General features: G+C 42.9%; 20 protein-coding genes. 12 read left to right on the forward strand and 8 right to left on the reverse strand.

The features are described from left to right. Positions 1-88 precede the first annotated feature (88 nt). Positions 89-739, reverse strand: a complete 651-nt coding sequence (locus HQM11_06650; GenBank protein ID MBF0350692.1) for a cyclic nucleotide-binding domain-containing protein — start codon at positions 737-739, stop codon at positions 89-91. 53 nt (positions 740-792) lie between these two features. On the opposite strand from HQM11_06650, the gene HQM11_06655 reads away from it, so the two are divergent. Then, entirely contained in the window at positions 793-3063 is a 2271-nt protein-coding gene (locus HQM11_06655; protein MBF0350693.1) for a hypothetical protein, read from the forward strand. 15 nt (positions 3064-3078) lie between these two features. On the opposite strand, the gene HQM11_06660 is transcribed toward HQM11_06655, so the two are convergent. Then, positions 3079-4242 carry a hypothetical protein gene (locus HQM11_06660; protein ID MBF0350694.1) on the reverse strand — a complete coding sequence of 388 codons (1164 nt, stop codon included), beginning with the start codon at positions 4240-4242 and terminating at the stop codon, positions 3079-3081. A gap of 179 nt (positions 4243-4421) precedes the next feature. Between HQM11_06660 and HQM11_06665 the strand changes: the two genes are divergently transcribed. From HQM11_06665 to HQM11_06685, 5 genes are all read left to right on the forward strand, one after another. Then, complete coding sequence (locus tag HQM11_06665; protein ID MBF0350695.1) at positions 4422-5108, forward strand: TetR/AcrR family transcriptional regulator; 687 nt, start codon at positions 4422-4424, stop codon at positions 5106-5108. A gap of 15 nt (positions 5109-5123) precedes the next feature. Further along, positions 5124-5330 (forward strand): DNA gyrase inhibitor YacG, encoded by a 207-nt coding sequence (locus HQM11_06670; GenBank protein ID MBF0350696.1) that lies wholly within the window; start codon positions 5124-5126, stop codon positions 5328-5330. Beyond that, positions 5327-7273, forward strand: coding sequence for a DNA mismatch repair endonuclease MutL (gene mutL / locus HQM11_06675; GenBank protein ID MBF0350697.1), 1947 nt, complete (start codon positions 5327-5329; stop codon positions 7271-7273). The genes HQM11_06670 and mutL overlap by 4 nt, the downstream gene beginning before the upstream one ends. 215 nt (positions 7274-7488) lie before the next feature. Next, entirely contained in the window at positions 7489-10608 is a 3120-nt protein-coding gene (locus tag HQM11_06680) for an isoleucine--tRNA ligase (protein ID MBF0350698.1), read from the forward strand. Positions 10609-10650: 42 nt separating this feature from the next. Then, complete coding sequence (locus HQM11_06685; GenBank protein MBF0350699.1) at positions 10651-11220, forward strand: hypothetical protein; 570 nt, start codon at positions 10651-10653, stop codon at positions 11218-11220. A gap of 1 nt (position 11221) precedes the next feature. Here HQM11_06685 and HQM11_06690 read toward each other — a convergent pair whose 3' ends face one another. After that, the gene (locus HQM11_06690) at positions 11222-11605 is read right to left on the reverse strand and encodes a response regulator (protein MBF0350700.1); all 384 of its coding nucleotides are present in this window, start codon (positions 11603-11605) and stop codon (positions 11222-11224) included. A 152-nt stretch (positions 11606-11757) separates the two neighbouring features. On the opposite strand from HQM11_06690, the gene hemH reads away from it, so the two are divergent. From hemH to carB, 5 genes are all read left to right on the forward strand, one after another. Continuing rightward, positions 11758-12846 carry a ferrochelatase gene (hemH, locus tag HQM11_06695; GenBank protein ID MBF0350701.1) on the forward strand — a complete coding sequence of 363 codons (1089 nt, stop codon included), beginning with the start codon at positions 11758-11760 and terminating at the stop codon, positions 12844-12846. A gap of 137 nt (positions 12847-12983) precedes the next feature. Next, a complete protein-coding gene (locus HQM11_06700; GenBank protein MBF0350702.1) occupies positions 12984-13901 on the forward strand; it encodes a chemotaxis protein CheV in 918 nt (305 codons plus the stop codon). A gap of 224 nt (positions 13902-14125) precedes the next feature. Continuing rightward, positions 14126-16675, forward strand: coding sequence for a hypothetical protein (locus HQM11_06705; GenBank protein ID MBF0350703.1), 2550 nt, complete (start codon positions 14126-14128; stop codon positions 16673-16675). 6 nt (positions 16676-16681) lie between these two features. Then, entirely contained in the window at positions 16682-17707 is a 1026-nt protein-coding gene (locus tag HQM11_06710) for a hypothetical protein (protein ID MBF0350704.1), read from the forward strand. 197 nt (positions 17708-17904) lie between these two features. Then, entirely contained in the window at positions 17905-21129 is a 3225-nt protein-coding gene (carB, locus tag HQM11_06715; GenBank protein ID MBF0350705.1) for a carbamoyl-phosphate synthase large subunit, read from the forward strand. A gap of 147 nt (positions 21130-21276) precedes the next feature. On the opposite strand, the gene HQM11_06720 is transcribed toward carB, so the two are convergent. The 3 genes from HQM11_06720 to HQM11_06730 form a co-directional block, all read right to left on the reverse strand. Continuing rightward, entirely contained in the window at positions 21277-21783 is a 507-nt protein-coding gene (locus HQM11_06720; GenBank protein ID MBF0350706.1) for a hypothetical protein, read from the reverse strand. 85 nt (positions 21784-21868) lie between these two features. Then, positions 21869-22999: a protease SohB gene (sohB, locus tag HQM11_06725; GenBank protein MBF0350707.1), complete on the reverse strand. Its 1131-nt coding sequence runs from the start codon at positions 22997-22999 to the stop codon at positions 21869-21871. Between the two features lie 33 nt (positions 23000-23032). Continuing rightward, positions 23033-24433 carry an undecaprenyl-phosphate glucose phosphotransferase gene (locus tag HQM11_06730; protein MBF0350708.1) on the reverse strand — a complete coding sequence of 467 codons (1401 nt, stop codon included), beginning with the start codon at positions 24431-24433 and terminating at the stop codon, positions 23033-23035. A gap of 48 nt (positions 24434-24481) precedes the next feature. On the opposite strand from HQM11_06730, the gene HQM11_06735 reads away from it, so the two are divergent. Next, on the forward strand, positions 24482-25513 hold the full coding sequence (locus HQM11_06735; GenBank protein MBF0350709.1) for a hypothetical protein: 1032 nt from the start codon (positions 24482-24484) through the stop codon (positions 25511-25513). Here HQM11_06735 and HQM11_06740 read toward each other — a convergent pair. Together HQM11_06740 and HQM11_06745 are read right to left on the reverse strand one after the other, a co-directional pair. Further along, on the reverse strand, positions 25499-25999 hold the full coding sequence (locus HQM11_06740; GenBank protein MBF0350710.1) for a cytochrome c-type biogenesis protein CcmH: 501 nt from the start codon (positions 25997-25999) through the stop codon (positions 25499-25501). The two genes, HQM11_06735 and HQM11_06740, sit on opposite strands and share 15 nt — an antisense overlap. Continuing rightward, positions 25999-26535 carry a redoxin domain-containing protein gene (locus HQM11_06745; GenBank protein MBF0350711.1) on the reverse strand — a complete coding sequence of 179 codons (537 nt, stop codon included), beginning with the start codon at positions 26533-26535 and terminating at the stop codon, positions 25999-26001. The genes HQM11_06740 and HQM11_06745 overlap by 1 nt, the downstream gene beginning before the upstream one ends.

Here is a 26535-nt window from a genome sequence, read left to right on the forward strand (position 1 = left end):
ATCACCTTTTCAGAGAGCAGAGGGCTTGGAAAGAGTTCCACATCACAATTTTGAAATTTATCGATGATATTGAAACCATTGATAAAAATTAATTCAGATAATTCGAAAGCTGGTCTGAAAGAATCATGAGTGAGGCGGCCCCGGCACTGCTGTTGACCATGTATTCCCTCAACTGATCCTTTTGCGACATATAATGTGGAGGGGTTTCCAATGCGGGCGAGGGATGAATCGGGTTGATGCCACGTTGAGACAATTCGTTTTCAACACTGCGGAGTCGTTTGAAAATTGTCCGCTGGATCACTTGAAACACCAGGATTTTACTGGACAGATCCATCCTTGAATCCTGAACATTGGAAAAAACTGAAAAATCTATTCCCACCAGCAACGTTTCAGGTTCATCAAAATTTGCCACAATAAATGCGGTTCGGGGCAATCCCATGATGGCTGTCAATTCACCAACAATATCTCCCGGTTTCAGATGATTGATGGGAATCCGGTCATCTTTTTCAATATACGCAAAGCATCCTCCCTTCAACACGACATACATCCACGAACTGATATCGCCCTTGTTGATCACATACTCTCCCGGTTTCACCCGGAATAAACGGCAGTTGGACAACAGACTCTTTTGCTTTTCATCAGAAAGAGCGCCGAATAAGGCATCCAGGAAGGGAGCCTTCCGCAAAATGCCTGTAATTTTTTTTATTTCGTACTGATCCAGAAGCCCTGTAATTTGCATAACTTTTCCAAGATGGAAATTTTATTCACAACAACTGTTACGAGAATTGATTCATGAATTTCGCCTTGCGCCACGACAAAACCGCGCCAGATTTTCCCGACCCGGAAACCCTTCAGGCTTTGTTAAAAACACATGGCTATTCGTTGCCACAATTTGAAAGGCTTCAAGCATTTCTGCACACAACACAGCATGAATTCTTTGCCCGCAAAACAATTGGTTCGATACATTCTCAATTGACACAATTTCGCAAGGATGCCAAATGGAAACGTGTCCGCAGAACATTTAATAAAATCTGGTCTTCTGCCATAACCCAGGAAGAATTGGGATTTTTGAAGATTGATGAACCTGAAGGCGACTGTGTTTTCATCAACCGACTCCTGATGGATCATGCCATGAAAGCCTCTCCCGCCTTGTTTGACGCACTGGTTATTCCCGAGTTAAGAAACGCTCGCAACCGTTCACAGGCGCCTTCACTGCCATCAAGGTCCCCGCACCAGACTGACGCTGTAATTTTTACCGCCAATCCGTTCAGTGTCTTTGATTTACTGAACGAGGTCATTGCCTATCAGAAAAAATTGCTCCATCCTTCCCGTTGGCTCTATCTGGAAGCGTTCATTGACCGCTGGTTTTACAAGCTCAATCAATACATCCTTGTGTTTTCTCCCGTACCTGATGCGCATCTTAGCCTGCTCCTGAGTCAACGAAATCCCCAAGGTCTTGATTCAATCAGGGATTTTATCAAAACCCAAACTGAAAAACAACGCAACAGGCATCAGTTACGGAACCTCCCCGAAGGCAGAAATAACCTGAGAACTTTTTATATACTGCTCATGCGTTCGGTTCTTTATCATTTAACCATGGGTGACCTGCCAAACAAGGAAATTTTTGAAATCATGTCGCTCCTGAATGAACTGCATATCTTCAGTCTACAGGATTATTCAAAAGACGGCATGAGAAGTATTTATGAAAAACACCACCTTTTGCCCAAATTATTTCGTTCCGTCAAGACGAAGGAAGAACAACTGAAATTAAAGCGATGGATCTCTCAAAAGTTTGAATTCTTCTGGAAAACCTGTTCACAACTGGACCTGCCGATATATCGGGGTTTATTTCTCATGACCTTTGCCGATGAAGATCAGGACTGGTTTTTAAGCCAGTGTCATTTTCACGGAAAACTCATCGAACTGGCAGAACTTTATGAAGTCATCAATTCGCATATATACAATCCGGAAAGCCCCTTTTATCCTATTCTTCAAACAGGCGCGCTCGGCAGTCGACTGCTCAATAATCTACTGAAATTTTCTCAAAAACAGGGCTTGACCCAACCCACGCTGATACGGAATCAAGCTGAACAGCTTAAACTCCAATCTGTCTTTGACGCAAAAATTGCCGACCTTACCAATCTTGAAGACTATGAAACAAACTCGGATGAACGATTCAAACACAGACAACTCAACTGGAAACAAAAATCCATTCATGACATTCCACGCTATAATCGTGTCCGGAAATGGGAACATGTGCCCAAACAACCTTTTTCAGTCCCTGATTCAAAGAATTTGCTGGAATCCTTTCTGCCCTATCTGCGTCTGGAAGGAGACAACCTGAAAGAACGGTTCCCCCTGTATCACTGTGTAGAAATTGCCCGTATCGCCTTTTGCTACATGGTACCTGATCTGGCCCGTCGCTTCAGGTTTCATTTTCTGAGTGCCGCCGATTTGCTCATCATGAGAATTGTTGGCTCAGAACAGGAAGGCGCTGATCAGTTTTTTGATTTTGTGTTGAAGAGCGGTCAGCTTCAACTGGAAGAATCCGCGGATTTGCTCAAACACCTTTATCCTGTGTTGGAATTGAATATGGGCGAGGCGCTCACACAAAATATTCCGTTTGTACGAACGCATGTATACACCCACCGTTCAGGAAGGTTGCATGGTCACAATGTGGGAATTGGTATCAAACGAATCAATGAAGCGATGGATACTGGAGTATCCTATCTTTCGGCTGGGAAAATGTTTTTAAGAATGGCGGAAGAATTGTTTTGGCGGCTTTCTTCGGTGCTTGAACCCAAATTCATTCAGGATGACATCGACATTCCATCCATTAAATTTGAAGCCCTGTTAGCAGAACACCCACTGAAAAAAATCCTGATTGATAATCCTGATCAAAATCTGGACAAAAAATTTCCTGTGCTGATGCGCTGGTTGAAAGGACTTCCTCCCGATGAACAGATCCTCTGGCTCAATGAGTTAAAAAATGAGGTATTGCGACTGCAACGCATGTTTTTTGCGCCGCAATACCCGAATCCATTTTTACTGCATGGTGAATGAAACAACGTCCATTGGTCACGCCGCACGATTTACGACATTATTACCAAAAACTTCTTGTTCAACAATCAGTTCTTTTTCACCAAGTGTTGTCTCTGAGTCCAGAAATTGTGTGTGAACATGCCCTTTCCGTGTTAAAAAACAATAAGAGTTGAACAGTTCATTGAACATATTTGTCACCGTGCTATTCGGAAGAGCCAACTCAAAGCCAATTTTATTCGACAGATGCAATACCTTCCTTGCCACGGAACCACCAAATTCAAACACATCAATTCCCAGTTCCGCCAAATCTTCTTCCATATAAAAAACAAAGGGAATGACAGGCAACAGGAGATTCAACCGCTGAATTTTTCCGCTGAACTTGTTTTTTTGTTTATCACTGAGCGGAAAGACATCAAAATAATTGGCTGGTAATCCTGTGTGACGGGCTTCGTCCAGATGAAAAAACCTTAATATCTCAAGTCCCGGAAAGGTGCTGAACATTCCAAAAATTCCCAGTGCAATGGATTCAATCAACACGTTCATTCCAAAAAATTTATCCAGTCCCTGTGCTTTGTGCACTCTTTCCAGCATGAGATATTCCCAGGATGAAAGCTTCGGAATTTCAACATCAAACGCCTGCACCAATTCGCGTAGCACCACAAAGTGTTTGGCTTCTTCCAGCACTTGCATGGTCAGGGCGGCCCTAGCACCGGTGCTCTGAACTTCCTGCAAAAGTTCCGCAGAAACCAGCCAAGCATAGGCTTCTCCGTGACCAATCGCTGATAAAATTTTGACAATGGCCTCTTTCTCTCTCGTAGTATATTCCCGATTGAGTTTGTCTTTAAATTCCTGACTGTTCATCTGTTGCCTGGCAATTTTTTCTTTTTTGGTCATAGATTGATCTGCCATCTCCATCAACATTTTTTCTTCACGGGAGGCATCCTTGAAGGACAACCATGGCGCATGCTGTTCCGCTTTCCAAAGTAATTTTAGACTTTTGTCATAATGTTTCTTGCGTAAATAGTCCCCATCACCTCCGACAAATTCGTATTTGATATCATCATAATTCGCTTTTCTTCCTGTTAAACCGATGCGGGACTTCAACAGATCCAGGTTTCTGACACCATCATTGAATATGGCATCAAGCTGCCGATGAAATTTACTGACACTTGGATTGATCATCACCTTTTCAAAAACCATAACGCCTCCTAATGAATGATTTCGGAACAGCAACCCCGGAGGGTCACATAAATAATTTCCCCCTTTTGACTGGAGGTTTTGCCTGTTCAACCACAGGATACAATTTTAGTGTTGTATACAATGCGTATACCATATATACAAACCGTATACAGCAAGGTCAACATTTTTATCAGGGGCACATGCTTTTAAAAGACAAACCATTCAAAATAGAATCCCTACTGGGTTTCCTTAGCAGTTGGCGCGTGGATATTACGCCGTTCATTGACATCTCCGTCAAAAATAAAATTTTGTGGGGAGCCGCAAGGGTTTTCAGTGAAAAAGGACTGAATAAAACAACGGTAGAAGATATTTTAAGTGCCGCTAATGTATCCCGACGAACTTTTTACCAATCCTTTCATAATAAGGAAGATGTCCTGTCTGACATTTTCAACATTTCCGCCGAGTTGATTGTTGTGATGATCAAAACAGTGACTGACTCACACAACAGTATTTTCCATAAACTGGAGGCTGGAATTAATATTTTTATTGATTTTCTGATCGTGGTTGGCCCTTTGGGTAATTTGCTGCTGAGCGAATCCATGCGCCCGGAATCGCCGTTAAGTCACCAAAGAGTCGTGCTGTATTCCAAAATTATCGAAATCATTGATAATGAAACATGGGAATCTCAAGGTTTTCACCTGGACCCTATGGTGTATCAGGTTTTGATCTTTGCAGTCGTTGGAACCGCGATTCATCTTTATCAGGAGACAGATATTCAGGAAGCTGATATTGACAGAGCAAAAATGGCACTGATTGCCATCATGGCCAGGGCGTCAGCCATGCCAGGTGAAGAATTGCCGCCCTGGCCTGTCAAATCCATTTCATAACGCGGAGATTATCATATGACAGACACAAAACTACGAAGGGTTCCTTGCCCACAATGCAGGAAAACAACACCATGGCAGGACAATCCCTTTCGACCTTTTTGCTCAGATCGCTGTAAAACCATTGATCTCGCCGCATGGGGTTCCGAAAAATACAGGGTTCCCGCAGCGTTGGACCCTTCATTGGATGAACTGGATTTTAACCTGGATGAGCCTTCTCAATGACAATGGATTCCGCCACCAGAATCAAAATTCTGCCTGAGCTCATCATCAACCAGATTGCCGCCGGGGAAGTTGTGGAACGCCCGGCATCCGTGGTGAAGGAACTGATTGATAATGCGCTTGACGCTCAGGCGGATCAAATCATGGTGACTGTTAAAAATGGCGGGAAAGATTATATTTCCATAGTGGATAATGGGATTGGCATGAATGAGGCTGATGCCCGGCTTTCCGTAGAACGGCATGCCACCAGCAAAATATATACGGAAAGTGATCTTGCCAAGATTCAGACCATGGGGTTTCGGGGAGAAGCTCTTGCCGCGATTTCTTCGGTTTCGCATTTTGAACTCATCACTTGCGAAGATGAACAGCAGGGTGGGATCAGGATGATGATCAAGGGCGGATATATGGAGCATATCGGTAAAACCGGATTTGCCAGAGGAACCAAAATCACGGTTCAGAATTTGTTTTATAACACACCTGCCCGTCTAAAATTTTTAAAAGCCACCACCACCGAATATCAACACATCCAGCAGATTCTGCTCAATGTTGCTCTGGCCCGGCCTTCCATCCAGTTTCGTCTCACACACAATCAGCAATTGCAGATGAACACCAGTCGGGGACAAACACTGGATGAGAGAATTTATCAATTGTTCGGTGAAGAATTTCAGGATGGGCTGATTCCGGTTGACTATCAGGATAACTATTTACGACTGCATGGTTTTGTTTCTTCGCCAACAGCCTGTCGTCAGACACGACGGTGGCAATATCTGTTTGTGAACAACAGGACCGTCAAATGTGTTTCCTTCACTCATGGAGTGTATGATGCCTACCAGCCCTTTCTCAGCAAAGGTCAGCATCCCGTTTTTTTTCTGAATCTTGAACTCGACCCGACAGAAATTGATGTGAATGTGCATCCCGCCAAAACCGAGATCCGCTTTCGCAACAGCCAGCTTGTTCACACCATTATCGCCGACAAGCTTCGTGGATTCCTGAAGGACGGAATGCACCGTCGCTTTTTTGCCCGGGACCGATCCTTCATTCCCCCCATGGAATCACGACAATTATCCATGCTAGACGAGGAACCTGAGCCAGAAGATCTGGTGTTGACAGCACCTGAAAAAAAAACGACACGACAACATCCCTCTCCGAAAAAACAGGTGCGGGAATCTGATCTCAAAAATCAGGAACCTTCACCCGAAATACAGAAAGTCCCTGCTCCGTCAAAGCCTGAAACCATCGCCCTTGAAGAAACTGTTTCTGCCCCATCAAAACATGAAACCATCACCATTGAAGAAACAGTTCCTTCCTCAAAAGATTTATCAGAAAATCAAGTGCGAAAACTGCTGGATGAGCATTATGCGATACGTCAACATTTCCGTGTTCTCGGACAGATGCGAAATCACTGGATTGTCGCAACGACGGACACATCGCTGGTGGTGATTGACCCTCATGCGGCTCATGAACGAATTATTTTTGAAAAGTTTCGCAATGATTTTTATAACAAAACCATTGAGATCCATTCTCAATCAATTCCTGCGCTGATAGAACTCAACTCCCAACATGCCATTTTGATGGATCAATATCTGCCCCAGTTTCAGAAATTGGGATTTCAAATTGAGCCTTTTGGCGGAAAGACCTTCTCCATCCATGCATTTCCCCTGATTTTACCTGAGTCAAGCATGCAGGCGAGCATTTTGTCCATCCTTGAGGAAGTGAGCTTTTTCGGCAAACGAAACCGGCCTGAAGAGATTCTGGAAACGGCCCTGAAGAACATTGCCTGCCATTCTGCGATTTCTCAACAACAACTTCCTGTTGAACGCATGGAAATTCTGCTGGATCAATTGTCACGGGTAGATTTTCAGATTTTCAGATTGCATGAACAGCCGATTTTAATTGAACTCCGTCAGGAAGAGTTGATGAAACGCTTTGAAAAGGAAGCTTTTTAAAAACTTGTAAACCTGCCTTTGATTTGTTAGGGTTTGGCCCATTTTCCGGTCCGGACATTTTGATAAAACCATAAATTTATTAAAGAGTTTTTAAACTCCTGTCGAATCAGATTGTCGCTCCGGAAGTCGCTTCTCCCTGCTCGCTGATCATGACGTTTTGAATTCAGCATCACCCAGACAAATTTAGCCCATATCATTCAAGGAGTATGGTTCTGATGAAAGAAGTATCCAGCAAAGTGTCTTTTCCTGACCAGGAAAACAGCATTCGAACGTTCTGGCAGGAAAACCGGATTTTCAAAAAATCTGTAGAACAACGCCCCAACGACAAACAGTTTGTGTTTTATGATGGCCCTCCTTTCGCAACAGGCTTACCCCATTATGGACATTTACTGGCTGGAACCATCAAAGACGTCATTCCCCGTTACAAAACCATGAAAGGCTTCAGGGTTGAACGTCGCTTTGGCTGGGATTGCCATGGCTTGCCCGTGGAATTTGAAATGGAAAAAAAGCTGAACCTCAACGGCAGATCAGAAATTGAGAAATTCGGCATCGACCGGTTCAATGAAGAATGCCGAAGTATCGTCCTGCGCTATACCAACGAATGGCGATCGACCGTGGAACGGATGGGACGCTGGGTTGATTTTGACAATGATTATAAAACCATGGACCGCTCTTTTATGGAAACAGTCTGGTGGGTTTTTAATCAACTCTGGAAAAAAGGCTGGATTTATGAAGGATTCAAGGTCCTGCCTTATTCCTGGAGAGTTTCCACACCCGTTTCCAATTTTGAAGCCAATCTCAATTACAAAGATGTCCAGGATCCCTCTGTCACGCTGCGATTCAAAGTTCTTGATGAAGAAAATGCCTGGTTTCTGGCCTGGACCACCACCCCCTGGACATTGCCCTCCAATCTCGCATTATGTGTCGGTCCCGAGTTGCCTTATGTCAAACTGCTCGAAAAAAGCTCCCAATCTGTTTACTACCTTTGTAAAACCAGAATCCCAACCTACTTTGAAGAAGGCACCTTTGAAATTCTGGATGAATTTCCAGGGACAGCATTGGAAGGACGACGTTATGAGCCACTGTTTACCTTTGCCCAGGGAAAAATTGATACTCAGCAAACCTGGCGTATTCTGTCTGATGGCTATGTGAGCGATGACAGTGGAACAGGCATTGTTCATCAGGCCCCAGCCTTTGGAGAAGACGACTTACGAATTTGCCAAAAAGCCGGTTTACCGGTGTTTGATCCTGTTGATTCAGAAGGGAACTTCAGGGAGTTCATGGGGTTTATTGCCGGAATCAACATCAAGGAAGCTGATAAATTAATCATCCGCCAACTCAAAACAGACAACAGACTGTTCCGTCAGGAAACTTTACAGCACAGTTACCCATTTTGCTGGAGGACGGACACCCCCTTGATATATAAGGCGATATCCACATGGTTTGTGAATGTTGAAGCCATCAAGGAACTGATGGTTGCCAATAATCAGCAGATCAACTGGACCCCCGGTCACATCAAGGACGGACGTTTTGGGAAATGGCTGGAAAATGCCAGAGATTGGGCCATCAGCCGCAACAGATTCTGGGGAACGCCCTTACCGATCTGGAAAAATGAGGAGGGCGAACTTCTTTGCTTTGGCAGTGTTTCAGAACTGGAACAGGCTTGTGGGAAAAAAATAGACGATCTGCATAAGCATTTTATCGACGATGTGGTCATTGAAAGGAACGGAAAAACATACCGGCGTGTTCCCGAAGTGCTGGACTGCTGGTTTGAGTCAGGCTCCATGCCCTATGCCCAGCAGCATTATCCCTTTGAGCGCAAGGACGTTTTTGAAAACAATTTCCCGGCGGATTTTATCTGTGAAGGACTCGATCAAACACGAGGTTGGTTCTATACCCTGCTGGTGATCAGCACCGCACTGTTTGATAAACCAGCTTTCCGTAATGTCATCGTGAATGGACTGGTTCTGGCGGAAGACGGGAAAAAAATGAGCAAGTCGCTGAAAAACTATCCGGACCCTAATCACATGCTTGACAGTTATGGGGCCGATGCCATCCGGTTGTACATGCTCAATTCCGTCGCTGTAAAAGCGGATGATCTGAAGTTTTCTGAAAAGGGCGTCCTGGAAACAGTACGTTCAATTTTATTGCCGTTATGGAACTCACTCTCCTTTTTAACAACCTACGCTAAAATCGATGGTTGGCAGCCAACTCCTGAAAATTTGCGGATCCCGTTGAATAATCCGCTAGACCGCTGGATCCGTTCAAGACTGCATGCGCTTATTGAGGACGTTGGGAATGCCATGGATCAATATGATCTCAATCGTGCGGTTTCACCCCTGGTTGGATTCATTGATCTGTTAACAAACTGGTATATCCGTCGAAGTCGACGTCGATTCTGGAAGGCCGGACAGGGCAATGACAAACTGGAAGCTTATGCCACCCTCTATCTGACCCTGATTGAACTTTCAAAAATGATTGCTCCGTTCACGCCATTTTTAGCTGAAAGCATTTATCAGAATCTAAAAAGTGACACTGAAACCGAAAGTGTTCATCTTTGTGAATTCCCCGCTTATCAGCCTGAATTCAGGGATCATGGACTTGAAAAAAAGATGGACTTGATTCTCTCTTCTGTTAGTATGGGACGTGCTTTGCGTAGCAAACATCAATTAAAAATCCGGCAACCCCTGCCCAGAATTTTCCTCATTACACGTGACGCGAAAGCACAAGAAATATTGAAGGATCTGTCTGAGTTGATTACAGATGAACTCAATATCAAGGAAGTCGTAATCACTCCAAACGAAGAAGAATTGGTGCACCTGTCCGCAAAACCAAATTTCCGTGTTCTTGGTCCTAAACTCGGAAAGAAAATGAATCAAGCTGGTCAACAAATAGCCAATTTCGATCTGGCAACTATTCAGAAACTGATGACTGGACAAGAAGTTTCTATCACACTGGACAATGAAGCCATCAATCTCAGTCAGGACGATGTTTTGATTCATCGGCAAGAAAAAGAAGGCTTGCTGGTGTTGACAGAAAACAACCTGACAGTCGCCCTTGACACCAATCTGAACGAAGAATTGCTGAATGAGGGATACGCCAGAGAACTGATCAATAAAATTCAGAACATGAGAAAAACACAGGAACTGGATGTCATGGACCGCATTGAGGTTGTGATTCAGACCTCCGCTATTCTTGAAAAAGCGCTCTCACACTATCATGAATTTATTAAATCAGAAACTCTGGCATCAAACTTGGAATCAGGTTCCGTAGAACATGGAACCGAATGGGATATCAATGGAGAACTCTGTACGGTTTCAATCAAATCCGTATAATTTTTAACCGATAATAGATCATGCACTTATTGGAGAATAGCCATGGCCCTGGATCCTTACGCAAAGCAACAACTCCGCAAGCAAGCGGAAGTCAGCGTAGAAGAGATATGCCGCTGGCAAAATGAAGTTCTGAAAGTCGCGTCTGAATATGCTAAAGATGTGATTGTACGGCAATATCAGACCTTCAACAAAGTGGAATGCAAACGAAGAAACAATAAGGCCAGAAGAAAGAAGCAATTAAACAAATGGCGGAATAATATAGATCGATCTTTGGGGAATATTCTCGGATTCACTCCGCTGGCCCAGCATCTGCCAAGCATTCAGCCATTACTGGATCTCCCGATCAAGGGCGTTGATTTTGTTGAGGATCGCATTGATCAGGTTATTTTTGAGAGAATTGATCATTACCTGGGAGCAAACAGAGTGGTGGTTGATAAATTGATCGAGCAAGCATTCCAGAAGCTTGGAACTTATCAGCAGGCGTGGGGCGATAAAGTCAAAGAACAACTTGCTTCAAAGTTTCCTGTCACTGAAGAAGAACACCTTGCACTGGCAAGAGATATCACACATCTGGTACGTCGTCTGGACCTTATTGAAACATCCATGTCCTGATTTATTCCTGAATTTTTTTGAGATGATCTTCGCTGAAAAATTCCGCAATGACCTGACTCAAGGATTCATGAAACGGATTTTCCAGAATTTGGGTACAGCCTACCTGAAGTGCAATTCTTTCAATTTCTTCGCTTTTCGGTAAAGTAAATCCCAAAACGGGTAACTGACATAGGGCTTCTTCTGTTCGTAATAGACGAACAGCTTCAACACCATCCATGATACGGGCATTCAGATTAAAAAGAACTATGTCCGGTTTGTATAACATAGCCGCAGCCAATCCTTCCCATCCATTAAGCGCAACTTCCAGATTATGCTGACTGGAAAGAAGTTCCTGGATTTGAATGATTCGCTCCAGATCGTGATCAACATACAGTACTTTTGACATTTATATCCCCAGAGAGTTGAGGCGAAAAAACATTCTTGAAATGTGATGGATGAATTGATTTTTTAGTTCATCATACCCTAATTTATACATCAGGTTTCTAAAACTCATAACAAGTTCTAATCGATATTTCCATTAAAACCTTAAATATTTTTATGTCTGAAAAATCTGCCGTAATTTTACTCAATTTTGGAGGACCTCGGTCGCTGGAAGAGGTACCGTCCTTTCTATATGAAATATTAAGAGATCCTCAAGTGATCCAGTTTCCCTTTCCTTACTGGCTTCAAAACAGGCTTGCCCGCAAAATTTCGCAAAAACGCGCTCATAAAGTTCAGGCTCAATATCAACAAATTGGTGGCAAATCACCCATTGTGGAAGCCTCTGAACAACAACGGCAGGCGTTGCGGCAAATGCTCCTACAACAGAATTTGAACATGCCCGTCTATGTGGTTCATCGTTATCTCGATGGCTATACGGAATCCGTCGTGAAACAGATTTTAGAGCAAAAACCGGATAAACTTTACATGATTCCTATGTATCCTCATTTTTCGTGGACAACAAGTGGATCGTCCTTGTTGCAAATCATTTCACTATTGAAAAATCAAGGATTTAGAGGTTCCATTCAATGCCTGCGTTCCCATCCAGATCATCCCAAATACATTGAAGCCCTGAAACATAACATTCTGGAAACCATCACCAAACATGGGCTTAAGCCGAATGATTCCCTGATTTTCTGTTCCGCTCATGGGGTTCCCCAATCCTATGTAAAAAAAGGAGATCCCTATCTCATTGAACTCAATTTAACGATGGAGGCCTTACGAACCGCTCTGCCTGGATGGAATCTGGAACTTTGTTTTCAAAGTAGGGTTGGCCCCGCGACTTGGCTTCAACCTTATACAGAGGAACGCATTCCTGAACTTGGGCAGGAAGGAACATACAAGAATATTGTTTTTGTTGGAATCAGCTTTGTCAACGATCATCTGGAAACACTGTTTGAAATTGGGCAAACTTATTTTGAATTGTCCCGACAGTCCGGATTAACTCCGTTTCTGGTTCCAGCGATTGAGTCATCGCAAGAATATATCGAATTGCTCGGACATAAAGTGATGGCATGGTTTCATCATGGCACAGGATTTGATCCTGATTTGATATTGCCCCCTGATCAGTATTTTCAACGCTATGGTCGATGGGCTTTATATTTCTGGATTCTGGGAATGATGGGCACTTTGAGTATCGCTATTTAGTCATTTGTTTGCGCATTATAATGATAATGCTAAAGATTATGCATAATTCCTGTTTGTGCTATTGCCCAAATCTAAAAATTTTATTATGACTAGACTCAGAGCCTATTTCATAATCATGTCTGGACCTGAACAAAGCTATGACAGAAATTTTACTTGAATCCGGAACTAACGAGCTGGAAATTGTCGAATTTTACATCCACAACGTCCGTTACGGTGTGAATGTGACCAAAGTCGAAGAAGTCCGTTACCTGCCCAAATACAGGAAAATCCCCCAAACTTCACCCATCATTCTGGGATTTTTCAATCTGCGAGGAAAGGTCATGCCCATCATCGACTTGCCTCAAGTCATGGGAGCTCCTTCGATCTCACAGGATCACGCACAAGTCATCGTAATGCATTTCAATCGTCGAGTGGTTGGCTTTCTGGTTGAACGCGTCGTTAAAATTATCCGCCTGTCCTGGGAAAATATCATTTCGCCACCCTGTTCTTTTGAGAATCAGCAAGTGGTTGGTGTCATCATTGAGCCAGGCAGAGAAAGAGATCTCATACAATTGATTGATTTTGAAAAAATCATGGAAGAAATCACACCCTCGTTCCATGACATTGAAGATCTTGTGGAAGAAATACCGCCGGGTTCATTTGACCGATCCCAGAAAAAAATCTGGATCGCGGAAGATTCAAAAATGATTCAGAAAGTTGTTGCGGAAGGCTTAGGGTTGTCTGGTTATTCCAATCAGCGCTGGTTCAATAATGGCGCAGAAACATGGGATGCTCTGAATGCAATCCCTGAAGACAAGGTTTTTGATGAAATCGAGCTACTGGTATCAGATATTGAAATGCCGCAAATGGATGGTTTACATCTTGTCAAACTGATGAAATCCACTCCCAGACTCCAAAAAATTCCTGTTATTATGTTTTCTTCCCTGATCAATGACAGCACAATTCACAAATGTATGGAAGTGGGAGCCGACGCTCAGACAGCCAAGCCCGGAGTGGATGAACTGATTATTTTAATGGATGACTTTTTACAGCGAATTTCATCACCTACAGATTAACGCTGATCCCATCCTGCCCGTTTCCGGGATGTCATCCTAATAAATTTTCCCCAATACAATGGTCTGTCAATAAACTATATTTTTTAATACATAACCTTGTAGAAGATACTCAACTTTGTTAAAATTTTTTCCAAAGACCAATTAAGTCTGATTTGATTCAATTGGATTCTGTCAGTTCTTTCATAGATTAAATCAATTATATCATTCCGTTCTCAGGAGAATCTATGTTGCCAGAAAAAATATCACCCCGTATTTCATCTGAACTGGTACCTGAAGCAATAATATTTCGTACCAAGGGTATGATGCTTCGCAATCTGGCACGAAGAATCTACCAATTACTGACGGCGTACCCAACACCCGACGGCAATAATTTTCACCGAACGATCACCATCACGGAAAACAAACATCCCCAATACACCTTGGATCGTTTGTATAAATATCTTCATAATCTTTATTTTTTTTCGTCAGAAGAACAGGAAAACAGCGAAAATCGACTGATTGAAGAACATGGGCAACTTTATCTTCGATCTAAAACAGATCTTTGGAATGCACTTAAATTAATTGGTATTTCTCCTGATTTTTATGAAATCCCCCTGCATCTTCGCGAACACTCCAGTATCCAGATGCTGGAAGGTCTGGTCAAAGCTATTCCTGAATCCGGGATTCTATATAAAGATCGAGCAAATACGTCCCAACATTTCCGGGTTTCCATTCAAACGGATTCATTTTATGGCAAGCATCCGGATGGCAGTGTGATGCCTGAATACATTCACTGCATTAAAATTCACAGAATTTCATGGCATAAAATGCGCTCCATAAAAATCTGGGAATTGATTCCAAAGCAATGGACACGCCCCACCCCCGTTTGCCTGATCCATGGATTCATGTCCAATTATTACAGTTTTCATCTGGAAGGCAACACCAGTATGGACTATGAGTTAGTCCGATCAGGAAGCCGGGTCTTTGTTCTCGATCATATCCGGGTGGATAATAACGCAAACCTGGATGTTTTTGCTGAATATCTGGTGACCAGCATCGTTGATTTCGCCAGAGAAATCACAGGTTCGAGTCAGGTCATGCTTGCCGGTCACAGTATGGGCGGAATTTTATCAATCATCCAAACCATTCTTGACACCATTCGGCAACCACGTTTTTTTACCGCGGTCAAAGCATTAATGATTATCAACTCCCCGTTAACCATGAAACGGGGTTACTGGATGCCCGGCAATGTGCTGAACTATATGCTGTTGCCCTTATCATTGCTGAGTCGGGATGGCACCCTGCCTTTCAAGGAGTTATCCCGATTAGCCAAATTTATTCCGTTCATTGAGTATCTGGCAACCGCTGATATTTCTCCGACCATCAAGCGTCTCAGCCGATTGATGGGTCTGAACAGTGATAAAGTTCTAGGACAATTTAACACCTGGCACGAACGGCTCAACCCAATCAGCATTTCTCCTCAAATTCTGAAAACCAGTATGGAGCATGCCATCACAAACCCTCCGGAACCACTGCTTAGACACTTTGCCAAGATCGTCGAAAACGAAATAGGCGTGACTTCCTATAATTATGAGCTGACCTCTGGTTTGGTCGATCAGGATTTTTCTCCTGAAGAAAAAAAAATGATGGAGATGAAAACCAGGTATGCCCACATCAATTATACTGAAAATTATTACAGAATCCCGGCAACCATTCCACTCCTCGAAATCCATAACACCAATGACCCACTGGCTAATCCTGATCAATTTAACAGTGTGTGGAATTTATGGCCTCAACTCCATAAATTAAAAATATCGCATACCCCCAGTGATGAACTGGATGAACGACGTTGTATTGATCGCATGAATGAATGGTTCAACGAACATGGTCTGTCTTGTGTGATTGGACTTCATGTCACGGAAGGACGTCATATGGACTCCCTGGTTACAGAAAAAGGGATTATCAATGCGTTCGTAGACAAAATTGAGCAATGCTCCTGTACTCTGGCCGACAAAATCCGGCATGACATTGAAGCCCATGTGAAGTTTCGAAATTATGAAACACGTCCTGAAATCAAATTTATCGCGGAACGTGATTTTTCTAAAAAAATCCGTTTTCTGGAACAGTCTTTATTGAATGAACAGGAGCAGAAACAAGTCATTGACATGATGATTGAGTTGATAAGCACCTATGAACCTCATGCGAAAGTAGGAGAAAGCTTTCACAATTTCATGATCAGAAATCCTTCAATGGAACAGAACAAAGAAATCCAGTACAATGTGCTTTACACCAGTGTTCGTAAAATTTTATCCATGGCAAAAGCCCCACTTGAACTAATGCATAAAATCAACAACAAAGTAATTTCAAGTGATCCGGTACCTGTTCCTGAGTGTTTCCGTTCTTTAATTGATTTGAGTTTGGGACTGTTCGATCAAATTCGAAAACGTTCTCATGCGGGGCACATGGAATTCAGACCGGTTTTTGAAAATTTCTTAAATTTCTCGTTTGAGCAACCTCAGAAAGTTGTGAGCCTTCATGCGTTCCGCGCGTATCTGCATACTCGAGATCCGGAATTTATCAAAAAAGGTGGGGAGTTGCTCATGAATATCAAACAAGAATGGCAGGATCGCGCCCATCAGGTGTTCAGAGAAGAAATTGAGCATCAACTCAATGAATTAAAATACGCATCTATTCCGACCTTCACGAAAAACATCAAACCCCTCATGGATGTTTATCGACAACTTGAGGAACGTGTTCTTGATCAAACAGTAGATTATTCATCCATTATGAAATGATGTGATATGAATGCCTCCAGCATACCAACGCTCGAACAATATTTTCGTACTTTTTATCGAGGTGATCCAGACCTGGGATACCATAATGTTGCCCAATATCTGATTGATCTGGACACATCTCAGCAGTATTACGATCAGCATTATCTGATTCAACCAGAACATGAAGAAGAATTCCAACGAATCATCCGGATCATTTCAGGAGCGTTGTATTCACCGACAAACCATGAAAATTCCATTTTCCGGGAGTATGTCGTGGATGATGTCTGTGTCATGGTGGAAGGCAGTACTCGTCCTATCCGAATTAGGATGAAACATCCGGACCTGCCTGATGAACAGGGCTTTGAACGAGTGTTTTATATCAAAAAAAATTCAGATTTTAATCCACGGCTCATTTGCTCATATCTCTACCATCTTTTTTCCAAAAATCCTTTGGGCCTCTGGGTCAACAATAAAATGATTGTAACCAGCGAAGCCAAGGGGACGATCGGGAGCCGATTGCCACCGGGTCGACTGGATTATCTGATGCACCAGCGTCAATTTCTCAGGGAAGTGATTCGGATCAATGTGAGTGTCAATCTCATGATGATCGCTGATATGTTTCCCAAAAACTATGTGATTCGCCAGGTTTTGAACAAACAGCATTGGCCGACCTGGCAGATCGTTCCCATTGATTTTGACCATGCTTTTCTTCCGGAAAACCTGGATGAACCCCGATTGATCATTCCTGATCCATCTAAACCCCTAGTGCCAGAAAACAATTTGCTGGACACCATTATTCCTGAATTTTACTCTCAAGCGGCAATCCGGGTTATTGTCAGAGAAGAAGAAGAACGTCTCGCTGCGATTTATTTAGTGTATTATGATCAATTGAATCTCCTGTTTGAAATTTTGAAAGGAAGAAAATATTCGCGGTCAATATTTCGCTCACTGAGTGAGGAGTTTGTGCAAAAATATAAATTTGGTGTGGTTTCCAATTACCTGGGAGACCTGCTGAAAAATTCTTTCGATTATCTTGTCAAAAAATTAAACTAAGCAAAACAACTGTTTAAAAAATTCAACTGAAATTTTTGGATACTGACTTTATTTTTAAAACAAACATCTGTAGTTTTTCTCAAATTTTCAAAAAATAACCATTCCGTTTTGTGTTTTCTGTTATTCTTTCAGCAGAAATCCACAAACCTCAGTTTTTCTTTTGATACACCAGTATAAACATCCACCCAAAGATAAATATGCCAAAAAGAACTGATATTAAAACCATCTTGTTGATTGGATCCGGACCTATTGTGATTGGACAGGCCTGTGAATTTGATTATAGCGGAACTCAAGCATGCAAAGCACTTAAAGAAGAAGGCTATCGGGTGGTGCTGATCAATAGCAATCCCGCAACAATCATGACTGATCCGGGTCTCGTTGACGCGACCTACATTGAGCCCATCACCGTCCAGGCACTGGAAGCTGTGATTATTCAGGAAAAACCTGATGTCCTTTTACCGACAATGGGTGGCCAGACCGCATTGAATATGGCGATCAAACTGCATGAGGCTGGAATACTGAAAAAATACAATGTTGAATTGATCGGTGCCTCCATTGAGGCCATCAACAAAGCTGAAAATCGGGAACTTTTCGCCAAGGCCATGAAAAAACTGGGAATCCACATGCCCAGGAGTCGAGTCGTTCACAGTTTGAAAGAAGCGAAAGATGTAGCCAATGACCTCAGCTTTCCCATCATTATTCGCCCTTCTTTCACGATGGGTGGAGCCGGGGGTGGAATCGCACGAGACCTTAAAGAACTGGAAGCCATTGTTTCTCATGGTTTAGCTGAATCTCCCTCCAATGAAGTCTTGGTGGAACAATCCATCATGGGCTGGAAAGAATATGAACTTGAAGTCATGAGGGATAAAAAAGACAATGTTGTAATCATCTGCTCCATTGAAAATCTGGATCCGATGGGTGTTCATACCGGTGACAGCATCACAATTGCGCCCGCCCAGACCCTGACCGATGTCGAATACCAGAATCTGCGAGACATGTCTCTGGCTATTATCCGTGAAATCGGTGTGGATACCGGAGGCTCCAACATTCAATTTGCCGTAAATCCTGAAAATGGCGACATCATGGTGATTGAAATGAATCCCAGAGTTTCCCGAAGTTCAGCTCTGGCCTCAAAAGCCACAGGATTCCCCATCGCCAAATTTGCCGCCAAACTCGCGGTTGGTTACACACTGGATGAAATTCCTAACGATATTACCCGGAAAACCCCTGCTTCCTTTGAACCGTCGATTGATTATGTTGTCACTAAAATCCCCCGGTTCACCTTTGAAAAATTTCCTCTGGTTGAAGACAGGCTTGGCACTCAAATGAAATCTGTGGGTGAAGCCATGGCTATTGGCCGAACATTCCGTGAATCTTTTCAAAAGGCCCTACGCTCGCTGGAAACGGGGAATACCGGGCTCGATGAAATGACCTATAAAAATATGACTGAAGAACAGATTCAGGAAAAACTACACAAAGAACTGTCTGCGGTGAGCAGTAAACGAATCTGGTTTGTGGGTGATGCCATGCGACATGGCTGGGATAATCAAAAAGTGTTTGATTACACAAAAATTGATCCCTGGTTTCTGGGCCAAATCCGTGCCATCATTGATACGGAAGCTGACATCCGCCAACACACGTTTGACAACATTTCACCTATTGAAATGCGTTACTGGAAACAGATGGGTTTCTCTGACGCGAGAATGGCCAAACTCCTGAAAATCAAGGAATCTCAAGTCACTCAAAAACGCAAAAACTGGAACATTACCCCTGTCTTTAAACTGGTTGATACGTGTGCTGCTGAATTTCCCTCTGAAACCCCGTATTTTTATTCAACCTATGAAGATGAAAATGAGTCTGTTCCCACAGAAACCCCCAAGGTCATGATTTTAGGAAGTGGGCCAAACCGGATTGGACAAGGAATTGAGTTTGATTATTGCTGTGTTCATGCGGCCTTGGCTATCCGTGAACAAGGCTATGAATCAATCATGGTCAACTGTAACCCGGAAACAGTGAGCACCGACTATGATATTTCTGACCGTCTTTATTTTGAGCCTGTGACCTTTGAAGATGTCATGCACATCATTGAAACAGAGCGTCCGATTGGGGTGATTGTGCAACTTGGAGGACAAACTCCGTTAAAGCTGGCCAAACAACTGCACGACGCAGGCGTCACCATCATGGGCACTCCCTTTGAAAGCATCGACAAAGCTGAAGACCGTGAACTCTTTGCAGAAGTCCTCAATTCGCTCAAGCTGAAACAGCCTGATAATGGCATGGCCCGCTCTCTCCCTGAAGCGCACAAAGTAGCAAAACGTATTGGTTATCCCGTACTGGTACGTCCGTCCTATGTACTTGGCGGAAGAGCCATGATGATCGTTTATTCTGAAAACGAAATGGATGAGTTTTTTGAAGAAGCCGCCAAGGTTTCTCCGGACCATCCTGTGTTGATTGATAAATTCCTGATGAACGCCGTGGAACTTGATGTTGATTTGCTGTGTGATGGTGAAAATGTCGAAATTGCGGGAATCATGGAACACATTGAACGGGCAGGGATCCACTCAGGTGACAGTGCCTGTTGTCTGCCACCACACAAACTGACATCCGATATGATCCAAAAGATCAAGGATCAGGGCGTCCTGATGGCCAAAAAACTTGAGGTGAAAGGTTTGATGAATGTTCAGTTTGCCATCCAGGATCATGAAATTTATGTACTGGAAGTCAACCCGAGAGCCTCACGTACTGTGCCCTTTGTCAGTAAGGCTATTGGTCATCCTATTGCAAAATATGCCACACGATTGATGCTGGGAGAGACCTTGGAAGAAATCGGATTTCACTACACCACGCCTACCAACTTTTCCGTCAAGGAAACCGTTTTTCCCTTTGCCCGTTTTGCCGGGGCTGATACTGAGCTTGGCCCGGAAATGAAATCAACCGGCGAAGTGATGGGGCGTGGCAAAACCTTTGAAGAAGCTTACATCAAAGCTCAAGCGGCCATTTATCCCAAATTTCTCAACAAGGGATATGTTTTTATTGGCGTCAGAGATCTGGATAAAGCGGCCATGATTCCATTGGCCAAAACACTGGAATCTTTAGGGTTTTCTATTCTTGCAACGCCCAGTACCTTAAAAGTATTAAAGGATGCGGGTGTCGTCAAACTCCAGGAAACTCATTTGGATTATACACGAGCAGAGAGTGTGTATGAATATATGGATCGTAATGAAGTGATTCTGCTGATCAATACAACGCAACGTTCCAAAAGCCTGATCGACCCACGTCATATACGCAGGATGATTCTGCATTACAATTTACCCTATTGCACCACGGTAGAGGCGGCTGAACACTATGTGGATGCTCTGGCAAAAGTCAGAACTCCAGCATCATTCACCTATCAACCACTGGAATTCACAAAGAAAGAATAATAGAAATCAGGCAGGATTTAGTAGAGGGATAAACTGGTGGTCTTCAGGCTTTACGGTTAACCGGACAAGGCGCAGACGGACCACCTTTTCCGCGACTGTTCCCTTTAATTTATAAAACAGATTCCATGAGTTCCAATAATGATCGTCCTACACTATTGCTGAACGGGCTAAAAGCGTCGCATCATCCATGTCAACAGCATCTCGCATGATCAAAGATTCCTCATCATCAGATTGAGATGAATCTGTATTCTGATGTCCTATGTAAGTTTGATAGGAAAGACGTCTCGCCAGCAACCGTAGCAAGGTGTCCTGAATGGGGCCAAATACTTTAGCAAATTCATGGTCTTGAAGTGGTTTTTTCATCGACCCCTTGAGCCTGACTTTTAACGTAACTCTCAGTTCCTTGCCATTTCCACGGGCACCACCAAATCCTGAATTTTCAGCCAGGACCTCCTCAACATCATCCAGACTCCTTAAATGATCAACCCATGTGACCAATGACATTAAAGGAATCAGTTGTTCTTTGGGATTGGATGGATTTTTCGGACATCCAATAAAATCTTCCATTTCAAGAACAGTATCCCCGCTTTCCTGATACAGCTCAGGTAGTCCATTTTCCTCGAGAATTTGATAAATCAGATTGGTGTTTGACACTTGTCCTCCTTTGTCCAAAATAAGCAATAAATGTAGAACTAAGTATCTATAACCAATCAAGCTATGACACGTCCAGCATTTTTTCTTATTGAGGCCATGATATGGAATCTTGAATTGTGTTTAGAGGATGGTGCCTTGACCATAACAGTCCCCATGCGGAAACGCCTCTCTCCATGACTTTTTCCAGCCAGTTATGATTTTCAAGGGTTTCAATACGAATCACCTCATAGTCCTTGAGCTTAGACATCAGATAATCATCACTGGTCATGATTTCATCCACAAGCCCCATTGATTTTGCCTGTGATGCCAGCCAATATTCACCTGTCGCGATTTCTTCAATATTGACCTGCGGACGATATTCCTGAATATGAGACTTAAATGCTGTGTGGATATCCGTCAGACTTTCCTGAAATTTCTGTTTGCCTGATTCTGTCACTTCAGACAATGGGGTGACTGTTCGTTTATATTCTCCCGCAGTGAACAGATAATAATCAATATCATGTTTTTTCAATACTTTATGAAAGTTCGGAATCCCCGCGACAACACCGATCGAGCCAATAAACGCAAAAGGAGCCGCCACAATTTTGTCCGCCACAGCCGCCATCATATATCCACCGCTGGCGGCGACAACATCCACACAAACAGTTAATCTCAAACCAGCGTGCCTTAACCGCGCCAACTGAGAACTGGCCAGACCATATTGCGGAACAGCTCCTCCAGGACTGCTTAAACAAACCACAATCTCATCCGATGGTGTTGCCACCTGAATTAAAAATGAGATTTCTTCACGCAGATATTCCATGCGACTTGCCATAAGATTTCCCACGAACTCAAGCACATAAATTTTATTTGAATGCTGTTTTAAAATTTCCTCGCTTGAAATCCCTTCGTCCAGTTGCGTTCGGACTTTCAATGACAAATCATCAGAACGTTGCTGTTGAATCAACTTTTCCTGTTTCTGAGCCGATTTATGATTTTTTTTCAATAATTTTATTACTTCCTTTGAAAAATCTGGATGTTTCCTAAGTTCTTTTTCCAGATGATGCATGTCTTTTTCAAAACGGTTATTCATTCTCTCAAAGGAAAGAGATTTATGTTTTTCATGTCCTTCCTTGCGAGCAAACAGCCATTTGCCAAGTAATACCAATCCTGCCAAAGCAAACAACAGAACACTTACATGATAAAATGTAAAAAACTGGTCTAAAAATTCATTCATTATTTCCTCAGCAGTTGAATCTTATAGGAAATGTCAGTAGGCATTAGGATGGATAAACCCTTTGACAGCAGTGATACATAGAATACGAATATCAAACCAGACTGACCAGTGTTCAATATAAAACAAATCATATTCAATACGTTTTTCCAGGGAGGTGTTACCACGCCAACCGTTGATTTGAGCCCATCCTGTGATACCAGCCTTGACTTTATGCCTCAGCATATAGTTAGGAATTCTTTTTTTAAATTCATCAATAAAAACGGGTCTCTCCGGACGAGGTCCAACCAGACTCATTTCACCTTTTAACACATTAAATAACTGTGGCAGTTCATCCAGACTGCTACGCCGTAAAAATGAGCCAAACGGCGTACAGCGGTCATCATCCTTTGAAGCCCAAACCGCGCCTGTTTCTTTTTCGGCATCAATCCTCATAGTCCGGAATTTCAGAGTCTGAAAGGTAACCCCATCCAGTCCCATGCGTTCCTGCTTATAAAAAACAGGCCCCGGTGAAGTTATTTTAGTCATCACGGCAATGATCAGCATCACCGGTGAAAACAACAAAATCGCAACGATGCTTCCCAGATAATCCACAGATTGTTTGACAATCCGATTCCAGCCCACCATTGGACTCTCAATCAAGGTGACAATCGGAATTTCCTCAAACGTATCCACATCACTTCGTAATGTTTTGAACACACCGATATCCGGAATCAGCTTAATATCGACCAGTTGATCATACAGCAATTCACGGATCAACGGCATATGTGAATGCTCATCTGCCGTCAAGGCGATAAAAACTTGATCAATTTCATACTGCTTAATAATTTGAGGAAGTTCCTCCACTGTTCCCAGCAAGGAAATATTGGACTCAAATTTTAGTTGATCTGAGGGATTCAATCTTACATAACCTTTCAGTTCCAGTCCTACCGAACGATATTGTCGGATTTTCTGTGCGAAATTCAATCCGGCATCAGAGGACCCAATCAACAGAATATTCAGAATATGAACACCCTGTTGATGCAAAATCGTCAATATCCAGCGCGCAATAAAACGGGAAATAATCAGAAACAGGGTAAAATACGCAATAAAATGAATTAAATGCAGTCTGGAAAAAGAAAATTCCCTATAAAAAAAGGCGATTGAAAGGATAAAAACCTGCAATCCGATCATCCCTTTGATCAGTCTGAATATTTCAGATACCAATCGGGTGAGATGCTGAGGACGGTAGACTCCATTGAAGCCAAAGGAAATCAGTGTCAGCAAGGACACCGCCCCACCAGCCTGAATATAGGGCATTTCAGGAGGTATCCAGGTTTCAGGATAGTTAAACCAGTAAAATCTGGACCAATACGCACAAGCCCAAGCCAGATTAGCCAGGATCAGATCCACTACGGCCAGTATGGTTGCGGGTATCTGGTTATGATGTTTCAGCACAACACCTCTCAATCACCAATGTTACAGGATTTCTAAAGGAGAATATTTATGTTTGATCCAAATCACATTCAATCTTTAATATTTGATTTGAATCACCTCGTTTCACATTCAGCCAGGCAGGAATGGACCATATTTGAACAAATTCTTCAGGTTTTAATTGAAAGAGATTATCATATCATCCTTATTTCACAGGAAATTCCAGCATTCAACTATCATCAGTATGAACAAATTTCCTTGATCCAAAGCGCCGCTATTCCTGCAATTGCCAATAATCCGTCACTGCTTCAAAACACTACATTCTGGGTGACAAATGATCCTGAAGTTCAGGAAAAACTGGGCTCTGTAAGACAAGTATTTGCTGGCAGCACGTTGATTGAAAAAAATTATCCTTCTTTTCAGTTCCAGCAACTGCAAGATATTTTGTATATGTTTCATCCCAGTCAGAATACAGCCGATTATTTAGCCCAACAAATTATAAAAACCAAACAGAAAGCAGAATCTATCCCATTGATTGTTGGTATTGGCGGACCAGAGGATTGTGGGCATGCCTATTTTATCGGCCCGTTGGTAGATGCGCTGGAAAATCATGATGTTTTGCTGGCAGGACTCGATTTGACTGAAATCCTGGGAACAGAGTTTCAAGCATCCACCCGGGCAGGATACTGGCGTTCACAGGAGATTCGTGACTGGATGTTGAACACCATCATTTTGCCTTTTTCCAAAGGTGAACGGGTTTTTATTGAATCAGCACCAGATTTTATTGAACCCTACGAAATCAGTGTTTTTCCCTTATTTATTGCGCCAGAAATGGTTTTACTTCTATGGGGAACAACCATATTCCTCCCGGAACTCTCATGTATTGATTCCAAAATTCTGCTCGACCTCTCTCCCAAATCAGCAACAGCCAGAATGTTCGGGCTGGATGATCGGCAAAACTTCAGTCCTGAGTTTGTTCAAAACTATGAGACACATGACCAGCAATATTATGCGGAATACCTGAGTAAATATAACGTGCTTAAGAACACAGAACATTGGGTGGATTTTAATAATTTCCACGCATTTCGGCTAAAGCAACGATAAGTCCTCAGATTTATTGAATTCTTTTAAATCCTTGTCCAATAACTTTTGCTCTTCTGGTGTGAGAGGTGCCGCAGTTGGATCAATTTTCGTTTTTTGAACCCAATAACGACTGCGGAGCCATACCAGAAACAACCCTGCGACAATACCAACCCCAGGTAAAAACCACAGAATCAGATTAAAGCCCGCTTTAGGTGGAGCTCTCAAAATCCATTCACCATACCGTTTTACAAAATAGGCTTCGATTTGTTCGTCAGACTGTCCTTCCTGAATAAGCTCAGCGACTTTCTCACGAATTTTCAATGAAAAACCTGTTGAAGATTCCTGAACGGACAACCCCTGGCATGTGGGACATCGCAACTCATTTGAAATTCTTTGAACCTCAAGTTCCAGTTCATCAGGCGTAAGAGCCCATACCTGGTGAGCAAGCAACAGGAACAGCCCCATATAAAATAATTTTGTTCTCATCATAAAGGATAACATAGACATCACGACTCACTTTTTAACATTTCATTCAATTTGAATTGCAACAATTCCGGAGTAAGACCACCAATCTGTTTAAACACAATCGTCCCCTCCGGATTAATAAAAAACGTTTCCGGAACGCCATAGAGCCCGTAATCCAGAGAAATATTACCAGAATCATCCAGACCCAGGAAATACGTTTTTCCAAACTTGCGGGCAAACGCGATACTGCGATCAGGAGAATCCTGAATTGCAATCCCCAGAACCCTGACCTTGTCTCCGAATTGCTTATGAAAGCGTTCCAGAATTGGCGCTTCCTGACGACATTCAACGCACCATGAGGCCCAGAAATTAACAATAACCGGAGTTCCTTTCAATTCACTCAACTTTATCTTACTTCCAGACTCCATCAAACTTGTCAGTTCAAAATCAGGAGCCGGTTTTCCGATCAGTGGAGAAGGAACTTTTTTGGGATCCGTCATAAATCCGAATACAAACATTGCGACCATCCCGCTGATACCGGCCATCACCAACCAAAACTGCCATTTTTTGAATATCAT

Source organism: SAR324 cluster bacterium, assembly GCA_015232315.1.
GTDB lineage: Bacteria > SAR324 > SAR324 > SAR324 > NAC60-12 > JADFZZ01.

Coding starts and splice junctions, on each gene's coding strand:
- carB (MBF0350705.1), top strand. CDS start 17,905: ATGCCAAAAAGAACTGATATTAAAACCATCTTGTTGATTGGATCCGGA.
- HQM11_06670 (MBF0350696.1), top strand. CDS start 5,124: ATGACAGACACAAAACTACGAAGGGTTCCTTGCCCACAATGCAGGAAA.
- HQM11_06740 (MBF0350710.1), bottom strand. CDS start 25,999: ATGTCTATGTTATCCTTTATGATGAGAACAAAATTATTTTATATGGGG.
- mutL (MBF0350697.1), top strand. CDS start 5,327: ATGACAATGGATTCCGCCACCAGAATCAAAATTCTGCCTGAGCTCATC.
- HQM11_06685 (MBF0350699.1), top strand. CDS start 10,651: ATGGCCCTGGATCCTTACGCAAAGCAACAACTCCGCAAGCAAGCGGAA.
- HQM11_06710 (MBF0350704.1), top strand. CDS start 16,682: ATGAATGCCTCCAGCATACCAACGCTCGAACAATATTTTCGTACTTTT.
- HQM11_06655 (MBF0350693.1), top strand. CDS start 793: ATGAATTTCGCCTTGCGCCACGACAAAACCGCGCCAGATTTTCCCGAC.
- HQM11_06680 (MBF0350698.1), top strand. CDS start 7,489: ATGAAAGAAGTATCCAGCAAAGTGTCTTTTCCTGACCAGGAAAACAGC.
- HQM11_06650 (MBF0350692.1), bottom strand. CDS start 739: ATGCAAATTACAGGGCTTCTGGATCAGTACGAAATAAAAAAAATTACA.
- hemH (MBF0350701.1), top strand. CDS start 11,758: ATGTCTGAAAAATCTGCCGTAATTTTACTCAATTTTGGAGGACCTCGG.
- HQM11_06745 (MBF0350711.1), bottom strand. CDS start 26,535: ATGATATTCAAAAAATGGCAGTTTTGGTTGGTGATGGCCGGTATCAGC.
- HQM11_06665 (MBF0350695.1), top strand. CDS start 4,422: ATGCTTTTAAAAGACAAACCATTCAAAATAGAATCCCTACTGGGTTTC.
- sohB (MBF0350707.1), bottom strand. CDS start 22,999: ATGAATGAATTTTTAGACCAGTTTTTTACATTTTATCATGTAAGTGTT.
- HQM11_06700 (MBF0350702.1), top strand. CDS start 12,984: ATGACAGAAATTTTACTTGAATCCGGAACTAACGAGCTGGAAATTGTC.
- HQM11_06735 (MBF0350709.1), top strand. CDS start 24,482: ATGTTTGATCCAAATCACATTCAATCTTTAATATTTGATTTGAATCAC.
- HQM11_06690 (MBF0350700.1), bottom strand. CDS start 11,605: ATGTCAAAAGTACTGTATGTTGATCACGATCTGGAGCGAATCATTCAA.
- HQM11_06705 (MBF0350703.1), top strand. CDS start 14,126: ATGTTGCCAGAAAAAATATCACCCCGTATTTCATCTGAACTGGTACCT.
- HQM11_06660 (MBF0350694.1), bottom strand. CDS start 4,242: ATGGTTTTTGAAAAGGTGATGATCAATCCAAGTGTCAGTAAATTTCAT.